23 protein-coding genes are annotated in these 24,114 nt (G+C 74.1%); 15 read left to right on the forward strand and 8 right to left on the reverse strand.

Features of this window, described 5'->3' with window-relative positions; all coding sequences use genetic code 11:
* Positions 1–88: 88 nt before the first annotated feature.
* Entirely contained in the window at positions 89–5,233 is a 5,145-nt protein-coding gene (locus J2S63_RS07350; protein ID WP_310300611.1) for a PxKF domain-containing protein, read from the reverse strand.
* A gap of 253 nt (positions 5,234–5,486) precedes the next feature.
* Here J2S63_RS07350 and J2S63_RS07355 point away from each other — a divergent pair, with 253 nt between their 5' ends.
* The 3 genes from J2S63_RS07355 to J2S63_RS07365 are packed head-to-tail and all read left to right on the forward strand — an operon-like array spanning position 5,487 to position 7,869.
* Positions 5,487–6,230, forward strand: a complete 744-nt coding sequence (locus J2S63_RS07355) for a helical backbone metal receptor (protein ID WP_310300613.1) — start codon at positions 5,487–5,489, stop codon at positions 6,228–6,230.
* A complete protein-coding gene (locus J2S63_RS07360; protein ID WP_310300616.1) occupies positions 6,227–6,952 on the forward strand; it encodes a YwiC-like family protein in 726 nt (241 codons plus the stop codon). Before J2S63_RS07355 ends, J2S63_RS07360 begins: the two co-directional genes overlap by 4 nt.
* The gene (locus tag J2S63_RS07365) at positions 6,949–7,869 is read left to right on the forward strand and encodes an LLM class F420-dependent oxidoreductase (RefSeq protein ID WP_310300619.1); all 921 of its coding nucleotides are present in this window, start codon (positions 6,949–6,951) and stop codon (positions 7,867–7,869) included. The genes J2S63_RS07360 and J2S63_RS07365 overlap by 4 nt, the downstream gene beginning before the upstream one ends.
* Here J2S63_RS07365 and J2S63_RS07370 read toward each other — a convergent pair.
* Entirely contained in the window at positions 7,860–8,108 is a 249-nt protein-coding gene (locus J2S63_RS07370; protein ID WP_310300622.1) for a hypothetical protein, read from the reverse strand. The two genes, J2S63_RS07365 and J2S63_RS07370, sit on opposite strands and share 10 nt — an antisense overlap.
* A 52-nt stretch (positions 8,109–8,160) precedes the next feature.
* Here J2S63_RS07370 and J2S63_RS07375 point away from each other — a divergent pair, with 52 nt between their 5' ends.
* Entirely contained in the window at positions 8,161–8,652 is a 492-nt protein-coding gene (locus J2S63_RS07375) for a pyridoxamine 5'-phosphate oxidase family protein (RefSeq protein ID WP_310300625.1), read from the forward strand.
* Between the two features lie 246 nt (positions 8,653–8,898).
* Here the strand turns inward: J2S63_RS07375 and J2S63_RS07380 are convergent, their stop codons facing one another.
* Complete coding sequence (locus J2S63_RS07380; protein ID WP_310300627.1) at positions 8,899–9,579, reverse strand: helix-turn-helix transcriptional regulator; 681 nt, start codon at positions 9,577–9,579, stop codon at positions 8,899–8,901.
* 96 nt (positions 9,580–9,675) lie between these two features.
* On the opposite strand from J2S63_RS07380, the gene J2S63_RS07385 reads away from it, so the two are divergent.
* From J2S63_RS07385 to J2S63_RS07430, 10 genes are all read left to right on the forward strand, one after another.
* Positions 9,676–10,140 carry a hypothetical protein gene (locus J2S63_RS07385; RefSeq protein ID WP_310300630.1) on the forward strand — a complete coding sequence of 155 codons (465 nt, stop codon included), beginning with the start codon at positions 9,676–9,678 and terminating at the stop codon, positions 10,138–10,140.
* Complete coding sequence (folE, locus tag J2S63_RS07390) at positions 10,137–10,757, forward strand: GTP cyclohydrolase I FolE (protein ID WP_310300633.1); 621 nt, start codon at positions 10,137–10,139, stop codon at positions 10,755–10,757. Before J2S63_RS07385 ends, folE begins: the two co-directional genes overlap by 4 nt.
* The gene (locus J2S63_RS07395; RefSeq protein ID WP_310300636.1) at positions 10,754–11,980 is read left to right on the forward strand and encodes an NAD(P)/FAD-dependent oxidoreductase; all 1,227 of its coding nucleotides are present in this window, start codon (positions 10,754–10,756) and stop codon (positions 11,978–11,980) included. The genes folE and J2S63_RS07395 overlap by 4 nt, the downstream gene beginning before the upstream one ends.
* Positions 11,977–12,861: a patatin-like phospholipase family protein gene (locus tag J2S63_RS07400; protein ID WP_310300639.1), complete on the forward strand. Its 885-nt coding sequence runs from the start codon at positions 11,977–11,979 to the stop codon at positions 12,859–12,861. The genes J2S63_RS07395 and J2S63_RS07400 overlap by 4 nt, the downstream gene beginning before the upstream one ends.
* A gap of 69 nt (positions 12,862–12,930) precedes the next feature.
* Positions 12,931–13,473: a superoxide dismutase family protein gene (locus J2S63_RS07405; RefSeq protein ID WP_310300642.1), complete on the forward strand. Its 543-nt coding sequence runs from the start codon at positions 12,931–12,933 to the stop codon at positions 13,471–13,473.
* A gap of 15 nt (positions 13,474–13,488) precedes the next feature.
* Entirely contained in the window at positions 13,489–14,028 is a 540-nt protein-coding gene (locus J2S63_RS07410; RefSeq protein ID WP_310300645.1) for an RNA polymerase sigma factor, read from the forward strand.
* On the forward strand, positions 14,025–14,858 hold the full coding sequence (locus tag J2S63_RS07415) for a hypothetical protein (RefSeq protein WP_310300648.1): 834 nt from the start codon (positions 14,025–14,027) through the stop codon (positions 14,856–14,858). Before J2S63_RS07410 ends, J2S63_RS07415 begins: the two co-directional genes overlap by 4 nt.
* Positions 14,855–15,718 carry an ATP-binding cassette domain-containing protein gene (locus J2S63_RS07420; protein WP_310300649.1) on the forward strand — a complete coding sequence of 288 codons (864 nt, stop codon included), beginning with the start codon at positions 14,855–14,857 and terminating at the stop codon, positions 15,716–15,718. The genes J2S63_RS07415 and J2S63_RS07420 overlap by 4 nt, the downstream gene beginning before the upstream one ends.
* 73 nt (positions 15,719–15,791) lie before the next feature.
* Positions 15,792–16,583, forward strand: a complete 792-nt coding sequence (locus J2S63_RS07425) for a hypothetical protein (protein ID WP_310300653.1) — start codon at positions 15,792–15,794, stop codon at positions 16,581–16,583.
* Complete coding sequence (locus J2S63_RS07430) at positions 16,580–17,185, forward strand: hypothetical protein (RefSeq protein WP_310300654.1); 606 nt, start codon at positions 16,580–16,582, stop codon at positions 17,183–17,185. Before J2S63_RS07425 ends, J2S63_RS07430 begins: the two co-directional genes overlap by 4 nt.
* Positions 17,186–17,247: 62 nt before the next feature.
* Here the strand turns inward: J2S63_RS07430 and J2S63_RS07435 are convergent, their stop codons facing one another.
* The 3 genes from J2S63_RS07435 to J2S63_RS07445 all read right to left on the reverse strand — a co-directional run bounded on the left by J2S63_RS07435 (position 17,248) and on the right by J2S63_RS07445 (position 21,139).
* The gene (locus tag J2S63_RS07435; protein WP_310300657.1) at positions 17,248–18,093 is read right to left on the reverse strand and encodes a DUF1028 domain-containing protein; all 846 of its coding nucleotides are present in this window, start codon (positions 18,091–18,093) and stop codon (positions 17,248–17,250) included.
* Complete coding sequence (locus J2S63_RS07440) at positions 18,093–19,811, reverse strand: NAD-dependent malic enzyme (RefSeq protein WP_310300659.1); 1,719 nt, start codon at positions 19,809–19,811, stop codon at positions 18,093–18,095. Before J2S63_RS07440 ends, J2S63_RS07435 begins: the two co-directional genes overlap by 1 nt.
* 182 nt (positions 19,812–19,993) lie before the next feature.
* Complete coding sequence (locus tag J2S63_RS07445) at positions 19,994–21,139, reverse strand: acyl-CoA dehydrogenase family protein (RefSeq protein ID WP_310300662.1); 1,146 nt, start codon at positions 21,137–21,139, stop codon at positions 19,994–19,996.
* Between the two features lie 119 nt (positions 21,140–21,258).
* On the opposite strand from J2S63_RS07445, the gene J2S63_RS07450 reads away from it, so the two are divergent.
* Positions 21,259–22,209, forward strand: a complete 951-nt coding sequence (locus J2S63_RS07450; RefSeq protein ID WP_310300664.1) for an urease subunit alpha — start codon at positions 21,259–21,261, stop codon at positions 22,207–22,209.
* A 4-nt stretch (positions 22,210–22,213) separates the two neighbouring features.
* Here the strand turns inward: J2S63_RS07450 and ureG are convergent, their stop codons facing one another.
* Complete coding sequence (gene ureG, locus J2S63_RS07455) at positions 22,214–23,035, reverse strand: urease accessory protein UreG (protein ID WP_310300667.1); 822 nt, start codon at positions 23,033–23,035, stop codon at positions 22,214–22,216.
* Positions 23,032–23,937: an urease accessory protein UreD gene (locus tag J2S63_RS07460; RefSeq protein ID WP_310300670.1), complete on the reverse strand. Its 906-nt coding sequence runs from the start codon at positions 23,935–23,937 to the stop codon at positions 23,032–23,034. Before J2S63_RS07460 ends, ureG begins: the two co-directional genes overlap by 4 nt.
* Positions 23,938–24,114 lie beyond the last annotated feature (177 nt).

Genomic DNA, 24,114 nt, shown 5'->3' on the forward strand with positions numbered 1-24,114 from the left:
GGGTGAATTCCAGGTCACAGGGGTGTCACGGCGCGCGCAGGGCCCGGGGTCGTCCCCCGGGCCCTGCGACGTGCCGTCCTGCCGCCGGTCAGCGGAACCGGAACTCCGCGGTCCTCGACCGGCCGTCGCCGAGCGTCACGACCAGCGTGCGGCAGGTGCCCGCCCAGGTCTTGGGCGTCTTCCACACGTACTGGTAGCGACCGGTCCCGCTGTCGTAGGTCAGGCCGGCGGCGCCCGGCTGGGCGGTCTCCTCCAGCGCGTCCGACGCCTCGGTGGTGTCGCAGCGGTGCGCCCCCGACGCCGGCGAGCCGGCGGCCAGGACGTCGAGGCCGCGGTAGCCGCCGAGCGAGAACTTCACCGGCACCGCCGACCCGGCCTTGACCACGTTGACCACGTCGGGGTTGTCGACCGGGGCGTAGAACCCGTCGAAGGGGTACGCCGGCCCGCCCGCCCGCACGTCCAGGCCGACCTGGCGGGTGGTCACCCCGCCGTCGCCGTCCCGCGCCGTCACCGTCACCTGCGGGGTCCCCGCGGCGGTGAAGGTGTGCGTCGCCGTGCAGCCGGGAGCGGGCTGCTCGCCCGACCCGTCGCCCCACGCCACGGTGCACGTGACCGTGTCGTCGGGGCCGGCGTCGGCCGCCGTGGCGGCGAGGGTCACCGGGGTGCCGGCTGAGACCGTCGCCCCGTCGGCCGGGGAGTCGACCCGCAGTGTGGGCGCCAGGTTGGCCACCAGCACCGTGGTCCCGCCCGTGGCCGGCGGGTTGACCCCGTCGTCCGCGGTGAGCAGCAGCTCGTAGAACCCGTCACGCCGGCAGGTCAGCGTGGTGTCGAGCGCGTGCGCGTCCGCGACGGTGCAGCCCGTGCCGCTCACCGACCAGGTGGCCGGCGCGTCGGCGGCGCCGTGGACCGCGACCGTGCCGCCCTCGTCGAGGCTCACCGGCCCGTCGACGGCGACCGCCGGACCGGCGTCGTCGTCGAGCACCGAGATCGTCGACGCCGACGGCGGGAGGACCCGGCGGCCCGCGCTCTCGGTCACCCCGGCGGCGTCGACCGCCACCGAGAGGACCTCGAGGTCCAGCGGCTCGGCGGCCCGGTCGCCGACGACCTGCACGGTCACCGTCGCGGTCGGGTGGGTGCTGTCGAGCACCACCGTCCCGTGGCCCTCGAGCACGTCGGGGCCCACCTCCGCCGTACCCGCTCGGACGGCCCAGGGCACCGACAGGGTCTCCCCGGCCGGGACCGCCTGGTCGACGCCGATCTCGACCGGGACGGCCGTCGTGCCCGCGTCGCCCTCGGCGACCGGGTCGGCCGGCGCGGTGACGTGCAGCGCCAGCGGGTCGTCGTCGGTCACGGTGACGGTGCCGCCGTGGCCGGGCCGGGCGTTGTCGGTGCCGGTGACCGCGACGTCGACCGAGCGGTCCGCGCCGGGCGCGGTGTCGCCGACGACCGGCACGTGGACCTCGCCCCGGGTCTCGCCGGCGGCGAGCACGACGGTGCCGTGCACGAGCTCACGCCCGTCCGCGGTGGCGGTCCACTCCACGGTGGCCTCCTTGCCGCCGGCCCGGTCCAGGCTCAGCGGGAGGACCACGTCGCGCAGGCTGGTGTCGCCCTCCTGCACGGTGGTGCTCCCGATCGAGGCGACCGGGGCGGCGTCGTCGTCCGTCACGGTGAGCGTCGCGGTCCCGCGGTCGACGACCACGCCGTCCGAGACCGAGAGGACCGTCATCGGCACGGTCTCGTCGTCCTCGTCGAGCGCGTCGTCGACGACACCGACCGGCAGGTCCGCGACCGTGGCGCCGGCCGGGACCGTGGCCTCGCGCACCGGGCCGTCGCCGACCTGGTAGCGCACGTCGAGCTGCCGCGGCGCCGCGACCGTCAGGGTCAGGCGCGCGGTGCCGCCCTCGGCCTCGGTGACGGTGGCGTCGGCGAGGGAGGCGTGGACCCACTGCACGGCCGGTTCGAAGTCCGGGTCGAGCGCGGGCCGGGTCAGCGCCATGCCGTTCCAGTTGGCACCGGTGAGCGCGATCGCCCGACGGCCGCCGAGGTCGAGCACCTCGGGAGCCGGGATCCCGATCCCGCTGGTGCGTCCGGTCCCGGTGTTGGAGTAGGTGTCCCCGCCCCAGGCCAGCACGGACCCGTCGGCGCGCAGCGCGTGGACCGCGGTGCTGTCGTCGGTGTCCACCGCGATCACCGGAGGACCCTCGGGCAGCGTCACCCGCGTGGGGTACGTCGCCTCGCCGCCGGCCGGCAGGCCGAGCACGTCGAGGACGTGGTTGAGGTTGCGGCCCCAGGTCCACACCGAGCCGTCCTCCTTCAGCGCGACGACGCTGGTGCTCCCGACCGAGACGTCGACGACGCCCGAGCCGAGCCCCTCGACCGTCCCCGGGACGTTGACCGTCGAGATGGTGTGGTCACGGCCGAGCATGTAGTCGTTGCCCGAGCAGGACTGCAGGCTGCCGTCGGCGCGACGCACCAGCACCGTGCCGCCGCTCGCCGAGGCGACCTGCACGACGTGGCCGCCGAGGACGGGGTTGACGTCCGCGGTCCCGCGCACGGTCGTGGTGGCGTTGTCCCCGTCGCAGGCCACGACGCCCCACTGGCGCACGCGCCCGTCCCGGGTGACGGCGAGCGAGGTGTTCTCCCCGGTCTCGACCGACACCGCGTCGCTCACCTGCTGGCCCGCGGCGTCGAGCACCTTGATTGGGAAGAGCCGCGTGGCGACGCTGTCGCCGCTGCCGAGCTGCCGGTTGAGGTTGGAGCCCCACGCCACGAGCGCCCCACCGCCGAGGCGGGCCAGCACGTGGTCGCTCTGCGAGGCGACCTGGGCGACGCCGGTGAGCCGGCTGCCCGCCGCCCCGCCGACCCCGAGCACCGGGACCGGGGTCCACCGGTCGGTGTAGGTGCCGTCGCCGACCTGGCCGAAGTTGCGGCCCCAGGCCCACGCCGCACCCTCGTCACCGACGGTGGCGAAGCCGCCCGCGTGGGTGGACTGCACGGAGCGGACGTCGTCGCCGAGTGCCGGGACGTCGACGGGCGTGGTGTAGTCGGCGTCGCCCGACCCGGGCGTGCGCCCGACGCCGATCCGGATGCCCCAGCCCTCGACCGTGCCGCGCAGGCCGCCGACCGGCCCGTCCGGCGTACCGGCGTCGCAGTCGTCGTCGAGGCCGTTGCCGAAGCGCTCCGGTCCCTGCGGGTGCACGTCGGTGCGGGTGTCGTCGCAGTCGGGTCCCCCGGCACCTCCGGCCCAGCCGTCGCCGTCGGCGTCCTCGCCGGTCACCGTGACGGTCCAGGCGGTCATCGCCGAGCGACGTGCGCCGGTCACCTCGACCTGCAGGAACGCGGCGCCGACCTGGCTGGTCTGCAGGGTGTACGACGCGGAGTCGTCCCCGACCGGCTCGCCGCCGTAGGTCCAGGCGTAGTGCAGCGCGTCCCCGTCGGGGTCGTCGGCCTGCACGGTGAAGGTGGTCGCGTCGCCGGCCTGCACGACGGCAGCCGGTGCCGGCGAGGACGCGGTGATCACGGGCGCGCGGTCCGCACCGGCCCGGTGCACGTGGACGGTGTCCACGGCCTGGTTGCCCGCGGCGTCGGTGACCCGCAGGGCGACCGCCCGGGAGGTGGGCAGCTGCACGTCGGCGGTGGAGCCGTGGGCGTCGTCGTACGCCCCGTCCCCGTCGGTGTCCCAGTCGAAGGTCGTCAACCGGGCGCCGTCGCGGCCGGCGCGGCTCGCGGTGGCGTCGAGGTGGACCAGGCCGCTGTCGTCGGTGCGGGTGGCGGGTCCGGCGTCGGCGACCGGCAGGGTCTGGTCGGCGACCTTCTCCAGCGCCTGCACGTGGTCGGCCCAGCCGGCGGCCATGTCCTCGGCGGCGGTGAGCAGCTGCGTGCGCGCAGCGGTCAGGTGGTCCAGCGTGGCGCCCAGCCCGGCGGCGTCCGGTGCGCTGACCGAGCCACCGGCGACGAGCTCGGCCTCCAGGGCGCGGACGTCGGCCTCGCTCATCCCGCGGTTGCGCAGGGTGCGGGTCTCGTCCGCGGTGAGGCCGTTGCGGCGCAGCCGGTCGAGCACGTCCTCGTCGGACTCGGCCTCGTCGACGATGCCGGTGAGGTCCGCGCGCAGGGTGGCGACCAGGTCGCCGGTGGTGTCGTCGTCGCGCAGGTGCGCCGCAAGGGTCTCCGCGGCGTCGCGGACGGCGCGGGCCTGGGCCAGCGCCCACGCGGAGTCTCCAGCCTGCTGGGCGCCCTGGTAGCGCTCGGCGGCGTGGAGCAGCTGCTCGGCCATGGCGCTCTCGGCGGCCAGCGGCGCAGCAGTGGCGTCGAGCGCGTCGGTGAGCGCGTCGCCGGTCGCGGCGGGCTCGGCGACCCCGGGGTCCACGGCGCGGGGCAGGGCGCGGAAGTCGGGGTCGGCCGGGTCCTGCCAGATCCCGAAGTAGTGCTTGGCCTGGTTCATCATCTCGTGCAGCGCGATCGCCTTGACCTTGCTCGGTCCCTTCGCCTTCGCGGCGTCGTAGTCCTTGAGCCACGACTTCGACTTCCACAGGCACATCACGCTCGGCGAGAGCAGGCACGAGGCCAGGGTCTTGGCGTCCTGGATCTTGAGGATCGCCAGGAGCCCCATGCGGGCCTCGATCCAGCTCATGTACTGCTGCCGCGCGGCCTCCTTCATCTGCCGCAGCGACGGGTCCACGGGCGGCACCTCGCCGTCCGGCACGTCGACGTGGACGGCGTCGTGGAACACCGCGTCGGTGGTGTCGAACACCCCGTCCTGGCAGGTGTCGAAGACGATGTCGTAGTCGCCGTCGCCGAGCGCGCCGCTGGGCGTGGTCACCGCGATCGTCTCGCCGATGAAGCTGCCGCCGCCCGTGCCCACGATCGTGTTGGGCGACCCGCTGAGGTCGTCGAGCTCGAGACCGGGTGCGGTGGACCCGGCGCGCACGAGGTAGACGTCGGTCGTCGGGTAGATGTAGTCGTCCACCGTCCCCGAGCGCCCGTAGACGTCGCAGTCGCCCTCGAAGGTGATCGAGCCGTCGATCTGCACGACGCCGTTGCCGCCGTAGGACCGGTGGACGTCGCCGTTGGTCCCCGAGAACCACATCGTGTTGCCCGCCGCGCGGGCCTCGGGCGCGAGGGACCACGTGGCGGCGGCGACGGCCAGGCAGAGCAGGGAGGCCGTCGTACGCCGTCGGCGGTGACGGCGCACCGGCGTCGGCCCGTCGGGCTGGTGGAGGTCGTGCTGGGACATCGGAGTTCTCCCTCGTCGAGACAGGTGGACGCGGCCGCGGTCCGGCCGACGACCGGACTCTGCAGGGAGCCGCTTGCGGCTCGCTTGGCTCCCGCTTGCGGCCGCCCTCGCACGCTAGGAGCCGCGCACCTGCGGCCACATCGACCCGAGGACGGGGCTCCGGGCGGCCCGCGGACCGAGCCGCCCTCAGCCCGTGGGCCGAGCGGGAGGCCCTAACGTGGACGGAATGGACGGAGCGGACGGGACGAACGGGATGGACGACGACCTGGGCACGCCCCTGTGGCTCGAGGGCCCCGCGCGGCGGGTGGTGAGCCTGGTCCCGAGCCTCACCGAGGCGCTCGCCGCCACCCGTCCCGAGGCTCTGGTCGGGGCCACCGACTGGTGCACGCACCCCGCCGACCTCGATGTCGCCCGGGTCCGCGGCACCAAGAACCCCGACCTCGACGCGATCCGCTCGCTGCGGCCCGACGTGGTCGTGGCCAACCGCGAGGAAAACCGCGAGCTCGACGTACGCCGGCTGCGCGAGTCGGGCGTGCAGGTCTGGGTCACCGTCGTCGAGACGGTGCCGCAGGCGCTCGACGCGATGGACCGCCTCTTCGCCGACGCCCTCGGGTGGGGCGTGCCGGACTGGCTGGCCGCCGTACGCCGGGCGTGGGACCGGCCCGAGCCGGGCGTCCGCACGCGCGCCGCGGTCCCGATCTGGCGCGACCCGTGGATGGTGGTCGGGCGCGAGACGTTCACCCGTGACCTGCTGCGCCGCCTGGGCGTGGCCAACGTGTTCGACGACTGGGAGGGGCGCTACCCCTCGGTGACCGTCGAGGAGATCGCGGCCGCCGGACCGGACGTCGTGCTGCTGCCCGACGAGCCCTACGTCTTCACCGCGGACGACGGGCCGGAGGCGTTCCCCGGCCTCGAGACACGGCTGGTCAGCGGGCGCCTGATCACCTGGTACGGACCGTCCCTGCTCGAGGCCGCCGACCTCGACCTGCTCACGTGAGCCGCGGCGCCACCTGGGTGCCCAACCAGCACGGCGCGTGGGCGATGCTCGCCACCCCGCTGCTGGTCGGCGTCCTCGCGGGCGGCGCGTCCTGGACCCAGCTGCCGCTGGCGCTGGTGTGGTTCTGCGGCTACTTCGCGTTCTTCGCCGCCGGGCTGTGGCTCAAGTCCCGGCGCAAGCCCCGCTTCCGTGCTCCGGTCGTCGTCTACTCCGCAGCCTGTGTCCCGCTCGCCGCGGTCGTCCTCGCGCTCCAACCCTCCTTGCTGCGGTGGGCTCCCGCGTTCGCGCCGTTCCTCGTGGTCGGGCTCGTCGAGGCCGTCCGCCGGCGGGACAGGTCGCTGCTCAGCGGCGCCGCGACCACCCTGGCCGCCTCGCTCATGACGGTCGTGGCGTACGACGCCGGGCCGGGCGAGGACTGGACGCGCGCGTGGCTGCTGACCGCGGTGGTGGCCGGCTACCACCTGGGCGTCCTGGTCCACGTCAAGGCGCTGATCCGCGAGCGCCGCAACCCGGCGTACGCCCGGGCGGCCGTGGCGCTGCACGTGCTGCTCACGCTCCTGGCGGCGCTGGTCTCCTGGCCGCTCGTGCTCGTCGGCGTCGTGCTGGTCGCCCGCACCGTGCTCGCGCAGCGGCTCGCCCCGTCGCCCAAGCGGGTCGGCATCGCCGAGCTGGTGGTCAACGTGCTCGTCGTGGTCGTGGCGCTGGGTAGCGTCGGGACATGACCATGACGCTGCGCATCTTCACCGAGCCCCAGCAGGGCGCGACGTACGACGACCTGTTGCGCGTCGCACGGGCCACCGAGGACCTCGGGTTCGAGGCGTTCTTCCGCTCCGACCACTACCTCGGCATGGGCACCGAGGGCCTGCCCGGTCCCTCCGACGCCTGGATCACGCTGGCCGGCCTGGCCCGGGACACGACCACGATCCGGCTCGGGACGCTGATGACCTCGGCGACGTTCCGGCACCCCGGTCCGCTGGCGATCAGCGTTGCCAACGTCGACCAGATGTCCGGCGGCCGCGTGGAGCTCGGCATCGGTGCCGGCTGGTTCGAGGCCGAGCACACGAAGTACGGGATCCCCTTCCCTGCCACGGCTGAGCGCTTCGACCGTCTCGAGGAGCAGCTCGCGGTCATCACCGGGCTGTGGGCCACGGCCGGGGGCTTCTCCTTCGCCGGCGAGCACTACTCCGTCGAGGACTCCCCCGGGCTGCCCAAGCCCGTGCAGCAGCCGCGGCCGCCGGTGATCATCGGCGGCAAGGGCAAGAGGCGCACGCCCGCCCTGACCGCGGCCTACGCCGACGAGTTCAACGTGCCCTTCGAGTCCGCGGCCTTCTCGGGCGAGCAGTTCGCCCGCGTGCGCGCCGCCTGCGAGGAGGCCGGCCGCGAGCCCGTGCGCCTGTCCAACGCGCTGATCCTGGCGTGCGGCCGCGACGACGCCGAGGTCGACCGGCGGCTCGAGGCGATCGGCCAGACGCGGGAGACGATGGACGGTCCGGGCGTCTGCGGCACGCCCGCGCAGGTCGTCGAGCAGCTCGGCAAGTACGCCGAGGCCGGCTCGACCCGGGCCTACCTCCAGGTCCTCGACCTCGCCGACCTCGACCACCTCGAGCTGGTCGCGAGCGAGGTCGCGCCTCAGCTCTGAGGGCGGCCCCGCGCGACCTGCCAGCCGGCCAGGAGCAGCAGCACGAGGACGAACGTCGGCAGGGCCAGCACCGGGGTCGTCAGGTCACACGACACCACCCCGCCGGAGGCGTTGGTGCACTCGGGCGGGTTGACGTCCGACCCGGCGTACGCGCCGAACGTGCGGAAGACGAGCAGCGCGACGACGGTCGCCACGACGACGTCGAGCGCCGCCAGGGCGAGGACCTTCGCAGCGCGCATGTCTCATCATCCGCCCGTGGCGGGACGGGCGCGAGCGTGTGAGGATCCCCCGATGGACGACGCCCGCGAGCTGACGGACCGCGCCCGGCGCATGCTCGCCGCGACCCAGTACCTCACCCTCGCCACCGCCGACCACGACGGGCGGCCGTGGGCCTCGACGCTCTGGTACGCCGCGTGGCAGCCGACGAGCCCCGACGACGGGCTCGACCTCGTGCTGCTCTGGCTCTCACGCCACGAGGCCCAGCACTCGCGCAACGTGCTCGCACGGCCCGAGGCCGCGATCAGCGTGTTCGACAGCAGCCAGCCGGCGGGCACCGGTGAGGGCCTCCAGCTCGACGTGACGGCCGGGCTCGTCCCCTCACCCGAGATCGACGATCCGGTCGCGGTGCTGTCCGAGGCGTCCGTGGCAGCCGGCGGCAACCCGTGGGACCGCGGCAAGGTCGAGGGGCCCGACGCCGTCCTGCACCTGTACGCCGCACGCGTGCGGTCGGCGTACCTCCTCGGCAGGGGCACGCGCGTGCGCCTGCCGCTCGTCTCCGGCTAGCCGGTCATCCAGCCGAGCCCCTCGGCCACCTGCTGCAGCGTCGAGAGGGTGACGAGCAGGCCGGCGACGGAGCACGCGACGGCGGCGAGGAGGATCGCGGCTCCCGCGCCGGCGACCCACCAGCTGTCGGGCGTGCCGGTGGATGGATCCTGTGGGTCGAGGCCTTCATGCTCTCCACCTCCGTCTCCATGCTGGTCCGGCTCCGTGCCGCTGCGCAGGGCCGGACGGGCACGATGCGGGTGAGGGTCAGCCCGCTGACCCGACCCGGACGCAGCAGAGCCCGGGCTGGGGCGCGAGCCGGGCCTGCAGGGTGTCGGCGGACAGCCCGTCGAGCACGCCGTCGACCAGCGCGAGGTTGATGCCGCACACCAGCTCGGTGTGGTCGGCGGCGAGCCGGTCGAAGGGGCAGTTGGTCAGGCAGAGCTCGCCGTCGTCCTCGCGCGGCTCGTAGCCGTGGTCCGCCAGCACGGTGCCGGTGCGGTGCAGCGCCGCGGTCTCCGCGGACTCGTCGGCCGCGGTGCCCAGCTCGCGACCGATGTCGCGGGCCACCTCGAGGACGGCGTCGTCGATCGCCACCCCGCCCCGGACCGACCGGTCGACGGCCTCGGCGAGGACCTCGCCGACCAGGTCGTAGCGGCGGGGCGGCACCGAGAGGGCGACCTCGCGGTCGGAGCGGCGGTAGAGCTTGGCCGGCCGACCGGCGCCGGGCCCGGTGCGCCCGGAGACGCGGCGGTAGTCGACCTCGAGGAGACCGGCCGCGGCGAGCTTGTCGAGGTGGAACTTCACCGAGTGCGCCGGGACCGCGAGCGCGTCGGCGGCCTGCTCGCGGGTCACCGGCTCGGGCTGCCCGGCGACGTACTCGTAGAGCCGACGTCGCGCCGGCTCGGCCAGCACGCCGACGCTCTCCCACTGCTCGGCGTCGCCCATGACGTCCCTCGTTTCTATCGGACAAGTCTATTGACGAAATCATGCCACCGGGTCTAACGTCAAAATCCTACTCCGTTAGAACCGAGGAGGCACCTCATGTCCCAGCTCCGCCACTCCCGGGACGCCGCGCAGCCCGCGGCGGGCACCCCCGCCCCCGTCCCGGCGTACGACGTCCACTCGCCCGCCGGCCAGGCCTACCGCCTGCTCCGCACCGTCTTCACGATCGCCCCGATCGTCTTCGGCCTCGACAAGTTCGCCGGGCTGCTCACCGACTGGACGCAGTACCTCGCGCCCTGGGTGAACGACCTCGTCCCCGGCACCGCCCACCAGGCGATGCTCGCGGTCGGCGTCGTGGAGGTGCTCGCGGGCATCCTCGTCGCCGTGCGCCCCGACCTCGGCGGCTACGTCGTCGCCGCCTGGCTCGCCGGCATCATCCTCAACCTGGTGACGATGGGCGACTACCTCGACGTCGCGCTGCGCGACTTCGGGCTCCTCGTCGCCGCGCTCGCGCTCGCGCGTCTGGCGTACGGCGCACGCACGGCCGCGGCGACCAGCCGATGACCGCCACCGCCGAGGCGCGGCCCTGGCGGCCCCGGGTCGTCCCCGACACCGTCCCGGTCGACCTCGCCGCCGCCGAGGACGCCGCCCGTGACCTGCTCGCCGCGCTCGGCCAGCCGCTCGACGCCCCGCACCTGGCCGAGACCCCGCGCCGGATGGCCCACGCCTACGCCGAGCTGCTGCGACCCGAGGCCTTCGACTTCACGACGTTCCCCAACGACGAGGAGTACGACGAGCTCGTGCTCGTGCAGGACATCCCGCTCACCTCGGTGTGCGAGCACCACATGCTGCCGTTCACCGGGGTCGCCCACGTCGGCTACCTCCCCCGCGACCGGATCCTCGGGCTGTCCAAGCTGGCCCGCCTGGTCGAGGTGACCGCCCGCCGGCCCCAGACCCAGGAGCGGCTGACCAAGCAGGTCGCCGACCACCTCCAGGAGCGGCTCGACCCCCGCGGCGTCGGGGTCGTCGTCGAGGCCGAGCACACGTGCATGTCGCTGCGCGGGGCCCGCGCGGTCGGCTCCCGCACGGTGACCTCCGCCCTGCTCGGCCTGCTGCGCAGCGACCCGTCGTCGCGAGCCGAGTTCCTCGCGCTCACCCGCGGTCACCGGGACGAGCGATGAGCGCCACCGGCACGGTCGTCGTGGTGGGTGGCGGCCTGGCGGGCGCCTCCGCGGTCGGCACGCTGCGGGACGAGGGGTTCACCGGCGACGTCGTGCTCGTCGGCGCCGAGCCGCACCTGCCCTACGAGCGCCCGCCGCTGTCGAAGAGCTACCTCGCCGGCGACTCCACCCTGACCGAGGCGTTCGTGCACGCGGTCGAGTTCTACGACACCCGCGACGTCGACCTCCGGCTCGGCAGCCCGGTCACCGCGCTCGACCTCGACACGCACACCGTCCACGTGGGTCACGAGACGATCGGCTACGACCGGCTCCTGCTCGCGACCGGGTCGGCCGCCCGTCGGCTCCCCCCGGCGGACCGCAGCGGCGCGGCCGTGGCCTACCTCCGCACGGTCGAGGACGCCGACCGCATCCGCGCGGCCCTGCGCCCCGGCCGCCGGGTCGTGGTCGTCGGGGGCGGGTGGATCGGCCTCGAGGTCGCCGCCGCCGCACGCGGCGCCGACTGCGACGTCGTGGTCGTCGAGCCCCTCGCCCAGCCGCTCCTGCGGGTGCTCGGCGAGGAGCTCGGCCACGCCTTCGCAACCCTGCACCGCGGGCACGGGGTCGACCTGCGCACCTCGACCGGTCTCGCGTCGGTCACCTCGCGCGAGCCCGGCGGCCCGGCCGTCGTACGCCTCGACGACGGGACGGCCACCGAGGCCGACCTCCTCGTGGTCGGAATCGGCGCGGTCCCCCAGACCGACCTGGCCGAAGCCGCGGGCCTGGCGGTCGAGGACGGCGTGCTCGCCGACGAGCACCTGGTCACCAGCCACCCCGACGTGCTGGTCGCCGGCGACATCGCCCGGGCCCACCACCCGGCGTACGGCACCCGCATCCGCGTCGAGCACTGGGACAACGCCAAGGCGCAGGGCGCGACCGCCGCCCGCAACCTGCTCGGCGCACGCGAGGCCTACGACCGGCTGCCCTACTTCTTCACCGACCAGTACGACCTCGGCATGGAGTACGTCGGCCACCTCGGTCCCGAGGGGTACGACGAGCTGGTGGTCCGCGGCGACCTCGCGGGCGTGTTCACCGCGTTCTGGCTCCGGGGCGGACGGGTGCGCGCCGCGATGCACGCCAACGACTGGGACGCCATCGACCCCCTGCGGGCGATCGTGACCGCCGGCGAGGTCGACCTCGCCGCGCTCCGCGACCCGCGCGTGCCGCTGGGGGACGTGGCGTCGTGACCACGCGGACCGCGTTCGTGCTCGCCGGCGGCGGCAGCCTCGGCGCGGTCCAGGTCGGCATGCTGCAGGCGCTGGGCGAGGCGGGGATCGAGCCCGACCTGCTGGTCGGCACGTCGGCGGGGGCGGTGAACGCCGCCTGGGTCGCCGGCCACGGCACCTCCGCGGACTCCCTCGCCGAGCTCGCCGACCTGTGGACCCGGGTGCGGCGGCAGGACATCTTCCCCGTGACCGCACGGATGCTGCTCCGGGCGGTCGCCGGGAGGAGCCGTGCGGTCAGCTCGGGCGACGCGCTGGCCGCCCTGGTCCGCACCCACGCCGGCGTGCGGCGGCTCGAGGACGCGACCGTGCCGGTGCAGCTGATGGCCACCGACATCCTCTCGGGGCTGCCGGTCGTCCTCGACCACGGTCCGGTCGACACCGCCGTCCGGGCCAGCGCGGCGGTGCCGGGCGTCTTCCCGCCCGTGCTCACCGGGGGTCGCTGGCTGGTCGACGGAGGAGTCGCGCACGCGGCCGGGATCGGGCAGGCGGTGGCCGCCGGCGCCACGACCGTCCACGTCGTGCCCACCGGCTACCCGTGCGCCCTGCCGCGACCACCGGCCACGCCGCTGGGGATGGCGCTGCACGCGCTCACCCTCCTCGTCGAGCAGCGGCTGGTCACCGAGGTCGCCGCCCTGTCCGGGACCGTGACGATCCGCGTGCTCCCGCCGCTGTGCCCCCTGGCGATCTCGGCTGCCGACTTCGACCACGCCGCCGAGCTCACGCGGCGGGGCCGGGAGGCGACGAGGAGGTGGCTCGACGGCGGCGGCTCGGAGCGGCCGCACCAGGAGCAGCTCCTGTCGTTCCACGGTCACGAGGAGCTGTCCGAAAAATTGTCACCGTGAGGTGAACCGTTCGGCACCTCCCCCACGACAGACCTGGTGAACGGCCCCCGATCACCAGGAGCAGAAGCCATGCGCACTCGCGCCACCCGTCACCTCGCCCTCGCCGCCGGCGTCGCCGGCGTCGCCGTCTTCGCGGCCTCGCCCGCGCTCGCCGGGGCGGACCACGCCCGCGCGGCGGGCCCCTGGACGACGTACTCCGCGGACGTCCCGGCCGGCGCGACCGGCCGCGTGACCGCGGTGTACGACGCCGCCGGCAGGACCGTGATCATGCTGCACGTGAAGGGCCTCAAGCCCCTGACGGAGTACGGCGCCCACGCGCACGTCAACGCGTGCGGCCTGACCGGAGCGGCGGCCGGTCCGCACTGGCAGCACGTGCCGGACCCGATCACGCCGTCGGTCGACCCGACGTACGCCAACCCCCGCAACGAGGTCTGGCTCGACCTCACCACCGACGAGGACGGCAACGGCGTCGCGCAGAGCAAGCAGGACTGGCAGTTCGCGCCGGACTGGCGCCCGCGCTCGGTCGTGCTCCACGCGCAGCACACCTCGACCGCGCCGGGCACCGCCGGCACGGCGGGGGCGCGCCTGGGCTGTCTGAACGTCGACTTCTGAGCCAGGCTGACCCCTGTGAGCGTCGCGGAGACCGACCGCACGGACCGTGAGCTGGTGGCCCTCGTGGCCACCGGCAGCACGGCCGCGCTGGAGGAGCTCTACCGCCGTCACGTCCCGTGGCTGACCGCACGGCTCGCCCGGCGCTGCGCGGACCCGGGCATCGTCGACGAGGCGCTGCAGGACACGTTCGTCGCGGTGTGGCGGGGCGCCGGCCGCTACCAGGGCGACGGCGACCCGGGCGCGTGGATCTGGGGCATCGCGGTGCGACGCCTCGTCGACGCGCTGCGCAAGCGCCCGCCCGCGGCCTACGAGGTGGTCGAGAGCGACCTCGGCCTCGTGGAGTCCGCCGAGGACCGCGTGCTGGTCGGGGTGGAGCACGGCGACCTCGCCGGCGCGCTGGACCGACTCTCCCCCGAGCTTCGGTCGGTCGTGCAGGCCACCGTCCTGGACGGGCTGACCACCAAGGAGGCGGCGCAGCTCCTCGGCCTGCGCCACGGCACCGTCAAGACGCGCATGATGCGCGCCCGGCAGGTCCTGCGGAAGGAGCTGGCATGAGCATCGACGTCCCCGGAGCATGGCACCTCGACGCCGAGCAGGCGGAGCAGTACGCCGCCGGCCGGGTCGGCCCCGCGTTCGCCGCCTCGGCGGAGCAGCACCTCGCCTCGTGCGCGGCGTGCCGCGCCCTCGTCCCGGCCGACCCCGCGCGGGCCGCCCTGGTGTGGGACGCCGTCCTCGAGCGGGTGGAGGCGCCCCGGGTCGGCGTGGTCGAGCGCGCGCTGCGCCACCTCGGCGTCAGCCACGGCACGGCCCGCCTGGTCGCCGCCACCCCGGCGCTGCGCGGGGCCTGGCTGGTCGCGGCGCTCGTCGTCCTCGTCCTCGCCGTGGCCGCCTCCGTGGCCGACCACGGGAGCGCCCGGGCGTTCGTCGCCCTCGCCCCGGTCCTGCCCGTCCTCGGCGTCGCGCTGTGCTTCGGCGACCGGACCGACGCGATGCTCGAGGTGGTGACCGCCTCGCCCTACTCGCTGGTGCGCCTGCTCGCCGCCCGCACCACCTTCGTCGTCGCGACCTCGATGGTGCCCGCGGCGCTGGTCACCCCGCTGCTGCCCGGCGACCGGTTCGTCGCGGTCGCGTGGATGGTGCCGGCGCTGGCGATGTGCGCGGTGGTGCTCGCCGCGGCCCGGCACGTGCAGCCGGTCGTCGTCGCCACCGGCCTGTCGGCGGCCTGGCTGGTCGCCACGTTGTGGGCCTCGTCGCCCGAGGACGCGTTCGTCGCCCAGCACACCGGCCTCGTGCAGCTCGTGGCCCTGGTCGCGCTCGCCGCGGCCGCCGTACCCCTGACCCTCCACCGGCACGCGCCGGTGGCTCCCCCGAGGAGGAACCCGTGACCACCACCATCGAGGCCCACCGCCTGGTGCGCCGCTTCGGCCGCTTCCGCGCGCTCGACGGGCTCGACCTCGTCACGCGTCCCGGCGTGACCGGGCTGCTCGGTCCCAACGGCGCCGGCAAGACGACGCTGCTGCGGGTGCTGGCCACCGTGACGCCGCACGACGAGGGCACGCTACGCGTCCTCGGCCACGACCCGTCGACCGACGTTGGGAGGCTGGCCGTGCGCCGCAGCCTGGGCTACCTCCCCCAGGACGCCGGCTTCCACCCGGGCTTCACCGTCTTCGAGGCGGTCGACTACGTCGCGGTCCTCAAGGAGCACACGCGGTCGCGCGCCCGTCACGACGAGGTACGCCGGGTGCTCGGCCTGGTCGGCCTCTCCGACGTCGCGACCAGCAAGGTGCGCACGCTCTCGGGCGGCATGCGGCGCCGGCTCGGCCTGGCTCAGGCCCTGCTGGGCACCCCCGACCTGCTCGTCCTCGACGAGCCGACCGTGGGCCTCGACCCCGAGCAGCGCATCCGGTTCCGCGACCTCGTCGCGGAGGCCGGTCACGGCCGCACCGTCGTGCTGTCGACGCACCAGACCGAGGACGTCGCCGCCGTCTGCTCGCACGTCGTCGTGGTCAACCGCGGCCAGTCGCTGTTCGACGGCACCGTGGAGGAGCTCACCGCGCTCGCGGAGGGCAGGGTCTGGCTCGACGACCGGCGCGACCCGCGCGCCCAGGCCGCCTGGCGGCTGTCGGGCGGCGTCTTCCACCACGTCGGTGACCCGCCCGCGGGCGCGGAGCTGGTCGCGCCCGCGATCGAGGACGCCTACCTGCTGCTGCTCGGTCCCGACGCCACCCAGGAGAGTGCGGCATGAGCGAGCGCAGCGAGCGAATCGACGACACAGCATGCTTGGCTCCGCCGCCGAGCGGAGCGAAGGCGGTGGAAGCATGAGCGTGCTGACCGTGGCGCCGCCCGTGCGCGTGGTGCCCGCCCTCGCGCGGGCCGAGGCCGTGCGCCTCCTGCTCCACCCCGTGACGTTGGTCGGCTACGGCCTGTGGGTGCTGATGACCAGCACCCTGTGGTGGGGCGACCCGCCGCGGCCGCTCGACGTCTTCGAGTCCGTCGGGTCGGCGCTGAGCTGGATGCCCGGGGTGCTGATGATCCTGGTCGGCTACCTCGTCGCGACCCGCGAGCACCGCGCCGGCACCACCGACGTGCTGGGCTCCCTGCCGTCGCAGGAGCCGGAGCGCGTGCGCGCCCTGTGCCTGGCCTCGCTGGCGCCCGGGGCGGTCGCCCTCGTGCTCAACCTGGCCCTGACCGGCGTGCTGCAGGACCGGTTCGCGCAGTCCCCGACCGTCCCCCAGCTGCTGCAGGCGCCGCTGACCGTCGTCGGCGCCACGCTGCTCGGGGTGATGGTCGCGGCGTGGGCCCCGGTCGCCTTCGCGCCCGCCCTCACCGTGGTCGTGATGATCGGCGCGCACGTCGCGCTGGGCAGCGACCCCGTGGCGTCGCTGTTCGGTCCTGCGGTCTTCTGGGCCGAGTGGGGCGTCACCGGCGGCGAGCTGTGGCACGGGTTCATCGGCGGCTCGCACTGGTGGCACCTGGCCTACGTCGTGGGGCTGTGCGGCCTCGCCGCCGCGGCCGCGATCGTCCGCTCGGTCCGGACCCGGGCGGTCGTGGCCGCAGGGCTCGCGGTCCTGGCCGTCACGGTGCTCGCCGCCGTCCTCCAGCTGCCATGAGACCGCTGCTCCCGTCCGCGCGACTGGCCTTCCGCACCGGCCACGCGGGCCTGCTCCTCGTCGCCGCGGTCGCCCTCGTCGTCGTGTCGGTCCCGTGGCAGGACGGCGGGTTCGCCACGAGCGTGGTCCACCTCGTCGTGCTGCTGGCGGCCCTGGCGGTGGCGCTGTCCTTCGACGACCCGACCGGCGACGTCGCCACCGCGGCCCCCGTCCGCCGCTCCACCTGGACGGCCGCACGGACCGTGGCCACCCTGGAGCGGGTCGTGCCCGTGCTCGTGGTCGGGTTCCTCGTGGCGTGGCTGCGGTTCCGGCCGCTGCCGGGGTGGGGCCTGGCCGCCGAGACCACGGGTCACCTCGTGGCCGCGCTCGCGGTGGTCGCGGGGCTGCGGTCCTGGCGCGGGACGCACCTCCCGTCGTACCCCGCGGTGGGTGGGGTGCTGCTCGTCGCCCTGGTCACCCGCGCGCTCCCCGGCGGCTGGGCGATGGTCGACCCGCAGCCGTGGGGGCCGCCCTACGAGGCGGCGCTGTGGCGCTGGCTCGGCCTCGTCCTCGTCGCGCTCGCCGTGCTGGCGGTCGCGGTGCGCGACCCGCTGGACCGCTGAGACCCTGCGGACCGGCACAACGGCAGCCGGCCGGGGCATCCCAGGCGCGGGACACGTGCGGGTCAGTCCGATGTGCCGGTCGGGGTGGCCGCCTCGCGCCGCAGCTCCTCGAGCACGCGGGCGTCGATGCCCTCCGGCGTCGCGCGGGTCTCGAGGTTGGCCCCGCCCATCCAGATCTCCAGCGCCTGCTCGACCTCGCCGGTGAGCCCGAGGGTGGCCAGGTGACCGGCGACCTCGTCGCGGAGCTCGCCGGTGAGCGGCTGCACGCCCTCGGGCCGGCCGAAGTAGAGCTCCCACAGGTCGCTGATCCGCGCCAGCTCGCGGGGCGCGTCCGGGTGGTCGTCGACCCGCAGGTCCGCGACCGTGCCCGCCTCCGGGTCGTAGCCGCCGCGGGGCCCGACGACCACGAGCGCCGCGCTCTGCCGTCCGCGCAGGTCACCGCCCGCGGCGTCGCCGGCCAGCAGGGCCGCGACCAGCCGCCGCTGCACGGGCTGTCCGGCGGACCCCAGCCAGGCCTCCTCCATCGCCGCGACGACGGGCTCGCCGGTGAGGATGTTGCCCTGGACGGCATAGCAGCTGTCGCCGTCACCGCCGGTGCGGCCGCCGGCCCAGTCGAAGCAGTCGTCGCCGGTGTACGTCGCGGCGCCGGCCAGGCCGACGACGCCCACCTGGCGCTGTGCCCGGCCCTCGTCGCGTGCGGTCGCCTCGTCCAGCGCTGCCTGCGGGTCCTGGCCGGCCTCGAGGGCGTCGAGGAGCTCGTCGAGGTAGCCGACCCGCGCGAACGACTGGGTCGCCACCGCGCCCACGCCCCGGCGTACGCCCGGGACGACGCTGCCGACCGCGAGGAACTTGCTGGCCACGGCGACGCCGAAGAAGTCGCCGTCGCGCACGGCGATCGAGAAGGTCATCAGATCGCCTCGATGTCGGGGTAGCGCGGCTGCCACATGCGCTCGTAGACCTGCTGGATCGGGTCGCTCAACGGAGCGTCCGCGACGCCCTCGGCGGCCGCCTCCTGGGCGACCGCGATCGCCACCGTCGCCGAGACCAGGCGCAGGTCGCCGATGCCCGGCAGGAGCGGGGCGCCCGGGCGCCAGGCGTTGACCAGCCCGGCGAGCGCCTGGCTGGCCGCGGCGATCATGCCCTCGGTGACCACGCGCGCCCGGCACGCGGCCACGCCGAGGCCCAGGCCGGGGAAGATCAGCGCGTTGTTGGACTGCGCGATCGTGTGGCGCACGCCGCCGTGGTCGACCGGGGCGAACGGGCTGCCGGTCGCGATCAGGGCCTGACCGTCGGTCCACTCGAGCAGGTCCGCCGGCGTCGCCTCGGCGCGGCTGGTCGGGTTGGACAGCGGGAAGATGATCGGGCGCGGGCTGTGCCGGTGCATCTCCTCGACGACCTCGCGGGAGAACGCCCCGCCCTTGGTCGAGGTGCCGATGAGGATGGTCGGCTTGACGTGCCTGACCACGTCCATGAGCCCGATGTGCCCCCGCCTCTCCAGCTCCCAGCCCGCCACGTCCTCGCGGGCCCGGGCGTAGGGCTTCTGGAAGTCGAGCAGCGTCGCGTCGTCGTCGACGTACAGCCCCTGGAGGCCGATCGCCCAGAACCTCTCGTAGGCCTCGCGCTCGGTCTCGGCCGCGCCGGTGCGCAGCATGGTGTCGCGGACCAGGTTGGCGATGCCGATGCCCGCGCTGCCCGCCCCGAAGACGACGATGCGGTGCTCGTCGAGGTCGTGGCCGGTCACGTCGACCGCGGCCAGCAGCGCGGCCAGCACGACCGCCGCCGTGCCCTGGATGTCGTCGTTGAAGGTGCAGACCTCGTCGCGGTAGCGGTTGAGGATGCGGTGGGCGTTGCCGGTGCCGACGTCCTCCCAGTGGATCATCGCGTTGGGGAACTGCTGCTCGACGGTGCGCACGAAGAGCTCGACGAACTCGTCGTACCTCTCGCCGCGGACGCGGGAGTGGCGCTCGCCGAGGTACATCTCGTTGCTCAGCAGGCCGAGGTTGTCGGTGCCGACGTCGAGGACGACGGGGATGACCCGCCGCGGGTGGATGCCGGCCGCGGCGGTGTAGACGCTGAGCTTGCCGATCGCGATCTGGATGCCGCCGATGCCCTGGTCACCGATGCCGAGGATGCCCTCGGAGTCGGTCACGCAGACCAGGTCGACGTCGTCGGGACCGAGGCCGTAGTTGAGCAGCGACCGCTCCACCAGCTCGGGCTGGTCGATGGACAGGAAGACCCCGCGCGGGCGGTTGTAGGTGTGGCTGAACCGCTCGATCGCCTCGCCGATCGTGGGGGTGTAGATGACCGGCAGCATCTCCTCGAGGTGGCCGGTGAGCAGGTAGTAGAACAGCACCTCGTTGCGGTCGCGCAGCGCGTTGAGGGTGAGGAACTTGCCGAGCATCGTCCCGGTGTTGCGGAACTGCTCGTAGACGCGGCGGGTCTGGTTCTCCAGCGTGGTGAACCCGGTCGGGACGAGCCCGTCGATGTCGAGCGCCTTGCGCTGCTCGGCGGTGAACGCCGTCCCCCGGTTGGTCATCGGGTTGGACAGCACCGCCCGCCCCCGTGCCCGGATGCGCAGCGTCCCCGCCCCGATGGTGGTGTCCTGCTCGTAGTCGCGCTCCGGCATGTCCCCACCATGCCAAGCGACCGGCGTACGCGCGAGTACGCGCGGACTTGCGTTCCTACTGTTCGCGGGCGTCGCTGGGGTTCAGTTTCACTAGGTACCTAGTGAAACTGTCACTTCCCGAGCGAAGTTTCGCTCGGGGAGTGACAAAGTCACTAGGTACCTAGTGAAACTGGACCCAGCGCTCAGAGGCCGAGGTCGCGGCCGATGAGCTCCTTCATGATCTCGTTCGAGCCCGCCCAGATCTTCGAGACGCGGGCGTCCTTCCAGGCGCGGGCCACGCGGTACTCGTTCATGAACCCGTAGCCGCCGTGGATCTGGACGCAGTGGTCGAGGATCTCGTTCTGGATCTGCGAGGTCCACCACTTGGCCTTGGCGGCGTCGGTGGGGGTGAGCTCCTTCTTGGAGTGGGAGATCACGCACTGGTCGATGTAGGCCTGCGTGACGTCGATCTGCGTGAACATCTCGGCGAACAGGAACTTGATGTGCTGGAAGGACCCGATGCCCTGGCCGAAGGCCTTGCGCTCCTTGGAGTACTCCAGCGTCTCGATCAGGATCTGCTTGGCGTGCGCCAGGTTGGAGATCGCGCAGCCCAGCCGCTCCTGCGGGAGGTTCTGCATCATGTGGATGAACCCGTTGTCGAGCTCGCCGATGATGTCGTCGTCGGTGCAGCGGACGTTCTCGAAGAACAGCTCGGCGGTGTCGGACTCGGGCTGGCCGACCTTGTCGAGCTTGCGACCGCGGCTGTAGCCCTCCTTGGTCGTCTCGACGCCGAACAGCGTGATCCCACGGGCCTTCTTCTCCGGGGAGGTGCGGGCCGCCACCACGACCAGGTCGGCGGAGTAGCCGTTGGTGATGAAGGTCTTCGACCCGTTGATCACCCAGTCGTCGCCGTCGCGGACCGCGGTCGTCTTGAGCGCGGCGAGGTCGGAGCCGCCGGAGGGCTCGGTCATGCCGATCGCGCAGAGGTTCTCACCGCTGGCGACGCCGGGCAGCCAGCGCTTCTTCTGCTCGTCGGTGGTCAGCTCGACGAGGTACGGCGCCACGATGTCGGCGTGGATGCCCACGCAGGACGAGAGGGCGGCGTTGACGTGGCTGAGCTCCTCCATGAGCACCGCGTTGAAGCGGTAGTCGTTGGCCTGGAAGCCGCCGAACTCCTCGGGCACCTCGAGCCCGAGCAGGCCCGCCTCGCCGGCCTTGAGCCAGAAGTCACGACCGAACTGCTTGTTCTCGATGTGCTCCTCGAGGTGGGGCTCGACCTCGCGGGCGAGGAACTCGCGGACGGAGCTGCGGAAGTCCTCGTGGTCGGACTCGTAGATCTCACGCTTCATGGCACACCTCAGGCTGGCTACTGACCGGTAACGAACCTGCCCATTCTCTCAGGTCCCTCGCCCCCGGCGAAGGGGAACCTCAGTGGACTGCGCCACGCCGCACCGCCTCACCGGGACGGGTGCGTGCGCTGGACACACCGGGGCCCAGCCGGTTGCAGGGCCGCACCTTCCACGCCTTCCACACCGAGGGCGCCGGCGGCGGTCACGCTCCCGACATCATCCGCATCGCCTCCGAGCCCTACGTGCTGCCGGCCTCGACCAACCCCACCAGGCCGTTCACGCACAACACGATCGCCGAGCACCTCGACATGGTGATGGTCGCCCACCACCTCAACCCCCAGGTCCCCAACGACCTGGCGTTCGCCGAGAGCCGCGTGCGCGCGGGCACCATCGCCGCGGAGGACGTCCTCCAGGACCTCGGAGCGCTGTCGATCATGTCCTCGGACGCCCAGGCGATGGGCCGGATCGGCGAGGTCGTGATCCGCACCTGGCAGACCGCCCACCGGATGAAGCAGCTGCGGGGCGCGCTGCCGGGCGACGGGCGCAACGACAACAACCGAGCCCGCCGCTACGTCGCGAAGTACACGATCTGTCCCGCGGTCGCGCACGGCCTCGAGGGCGAGATCGGCTCGGTGGAGCCCGGCAAGATGGCCGACCTGGTGCTGTGGCAGCCGGCGCTGTTCGGGGTGCGGCCCACGATGGTGTTCAAGGGCGGGATGGCCGCGGTCGCGGCCCTCGGCGACCCGAACGCGTCGGTCCCGACACCCCAGCCGGTGCTGCCCCGGCTCGGGTACAACGCCCAGAGCCCGTCGGCGTCGTCGACCAGCGTCGCGTTCGTCTCCCAGGCCGCGATCGACGACGGCCTCGCCGACCGCCTGCCGAAGGTCCAGCGGCCCCTCGTGCCGGTCCGCAACGTCCGCGGCCGCGGCAAGACCGACCTGCCGGAGAACTCCGCGATGCCCCGCATCGAGGTCGACCCCGACACCTACGCGGTCCGGGTCGACGGCGAGCTCATCGAGCACGAGCCCGCCACCGAGCTCCCCATGACCCAGCGGTACTTCCTGTTCTGAGGTGTCAGCTGGTGGGCGCGCCGATGGCGCCGCCGTCGTCCTTCCACCGCCCGATCTGCTTGTCCGGCACCGTCCCGTCGTCCTCCACGAGGGCGACCGGCGCGTGCGGCTCGTCGTGGGCGTGGACGTGCGGAGCCATCGGGCCCGGGTCGACCGGCGTGTGGGTGCCGGCGACGTGCTGCTGGTGCATCCGCCGCACCCACGCGCACAGCGCCTCCACCGATGTGGGGTCCGTGCGGGACAGGGCCAGCACCGGGCCACCGTCGCGGGCCGCGGTGGCGTCGGCGACCATCGTGTCGACGTCGACGTGGGGTCCGAGGTCGGTCTTGTTGATCACCAGCAGGTCGGCCCTCGCGATGCCGGGGCCGCCCTTGCGCGCCACGTCCCCACCGCCGGCGACGTCGAGCACGAAGACCTGCGCGTCGACCAGGCCCGGGGAGAACGTCGCGGTGAGGTTGTCCCCGCCGCTCTCGACGAGCACCACATCGACGGGCGCGAAGTCACGCTCGAGGTCCTCGACGGCGAGCAGGTTCATCGTGATGTCGTCCCGGATCGCGGTGTGCGGGCACGCCCCGGTCTCGACCGCACGGATCCGCTCGGCCGGCAGCACGCCGGCGGAGCGCAGGAACCGCGCGTCCTCGTCGGTGTAGATGTCGTTGGTGATCACCGCCAGGCTGAGCTCGTCGGCCAGGTGACGGCACACGAGCGCGATCAACGAGCTCTTCCCGGTCCCCACGGGTCCGGCGACGCCGAGACGGAGCGCTCGCCGGGCGCTGGTCTCGGTCGGAGGGACGTCCGTGGTGGCCGGGGCCGGGGTCTGCGTCATGAGGGTGCTCCTTCGTGGTCACGGCTCGCGTGCCCATCTCGTGTGGTGGTGTCGGTCGCGGGCCGTGGAGCCCACGGCTCGCCGAGCGCCGCGAGACCGGCCGCGAGGTGGCGGCGCAGCGCCAGGTTGTCGTCGGCCAGGGCGGTGAGCAGCACGGCCGGGCCTTCCAAGGGCAGCACCGCCGCGCCCGCGTCCAGGACCCGAGCGGCCGGTGGCCGGGTGGTCCAGCCGGGGTCGACGACCAGCGTCGAGCCGACCGCACGGTGCTCACCGAGCACCGGGGGCGAGGCGGACTCGACGGTGCCGACCTCGAGGTCCTGGCGGTAGAGCGGCCGCCCGGCCAGTCGGACGCTGACCCGCTGCCGCACCTGCCCGCCGCGCTCACCGTGACGTCCCATCAGGATCTCCTCGCGCATGAGGAACCGGGCACCGTCCTCCAGCCGGACGACGACCTCGTTGAGGTGGTCGCAGCCGCGGGCGGCGATCATCGGCTCCGGAAGCCAAATCAAGGTGCCGCCGGCCGCCACGTGGACCCGGACCCGGGTGCGGGACTGCCGGCCGTGCGGTCCGGGGAGCAGCAGCGTCGGCGAGATCTCGGCGAGCACGAGCGAGGTGCCCGCACCGACCTCGACGGTGAGGTCCAGCTCGTCACCGCCGACCCGCCCCGCGGCGCCGGCCGTCAACGCGACCCGGAGGACGTCGGTGACCCCGGCCGCCCACGGCTCCGACGTCTTCGCCCGGGCCATCCGCAGGAGCAACGGCGCTTCGGAGTAGAGCCTGGACGCGCAGGTGCGCACCGAGCCGTCGGCCGCCGACCGCAGCTCGGTGACCAGGTGCGCTCGGGCCCGCATCCGGGCACCCGTCCCCGGGCGCCGGTCGACCTCCACCACCGGTGCGCTCATGAGGCGAACAGCCGCATCGTGACGGTCGTGTGCTGCTCGGCGGCGACGTCGAGCAGCGGAGCGCCCGCGGCCGGAAGGTCGTCGAGGTCACCGCAGCTCGCCGCCACGGCGGTCGCCGCCAGCGTCCCCAGCTCGCCGCCGACCCGGGACAGGCACGCGTGGGTGGCGAACGGGTCC

It is taken from the genome of Nocardioides marmoribigeumensis (genome assembly GCF_031458325.1).
GTDB lineage: Bacteria > Actinomycetota > Actinomycetes > Propionibacteriales > Nocardioidaceae > Marmoricola_A > Marmoricola_A marmoribigeumensis.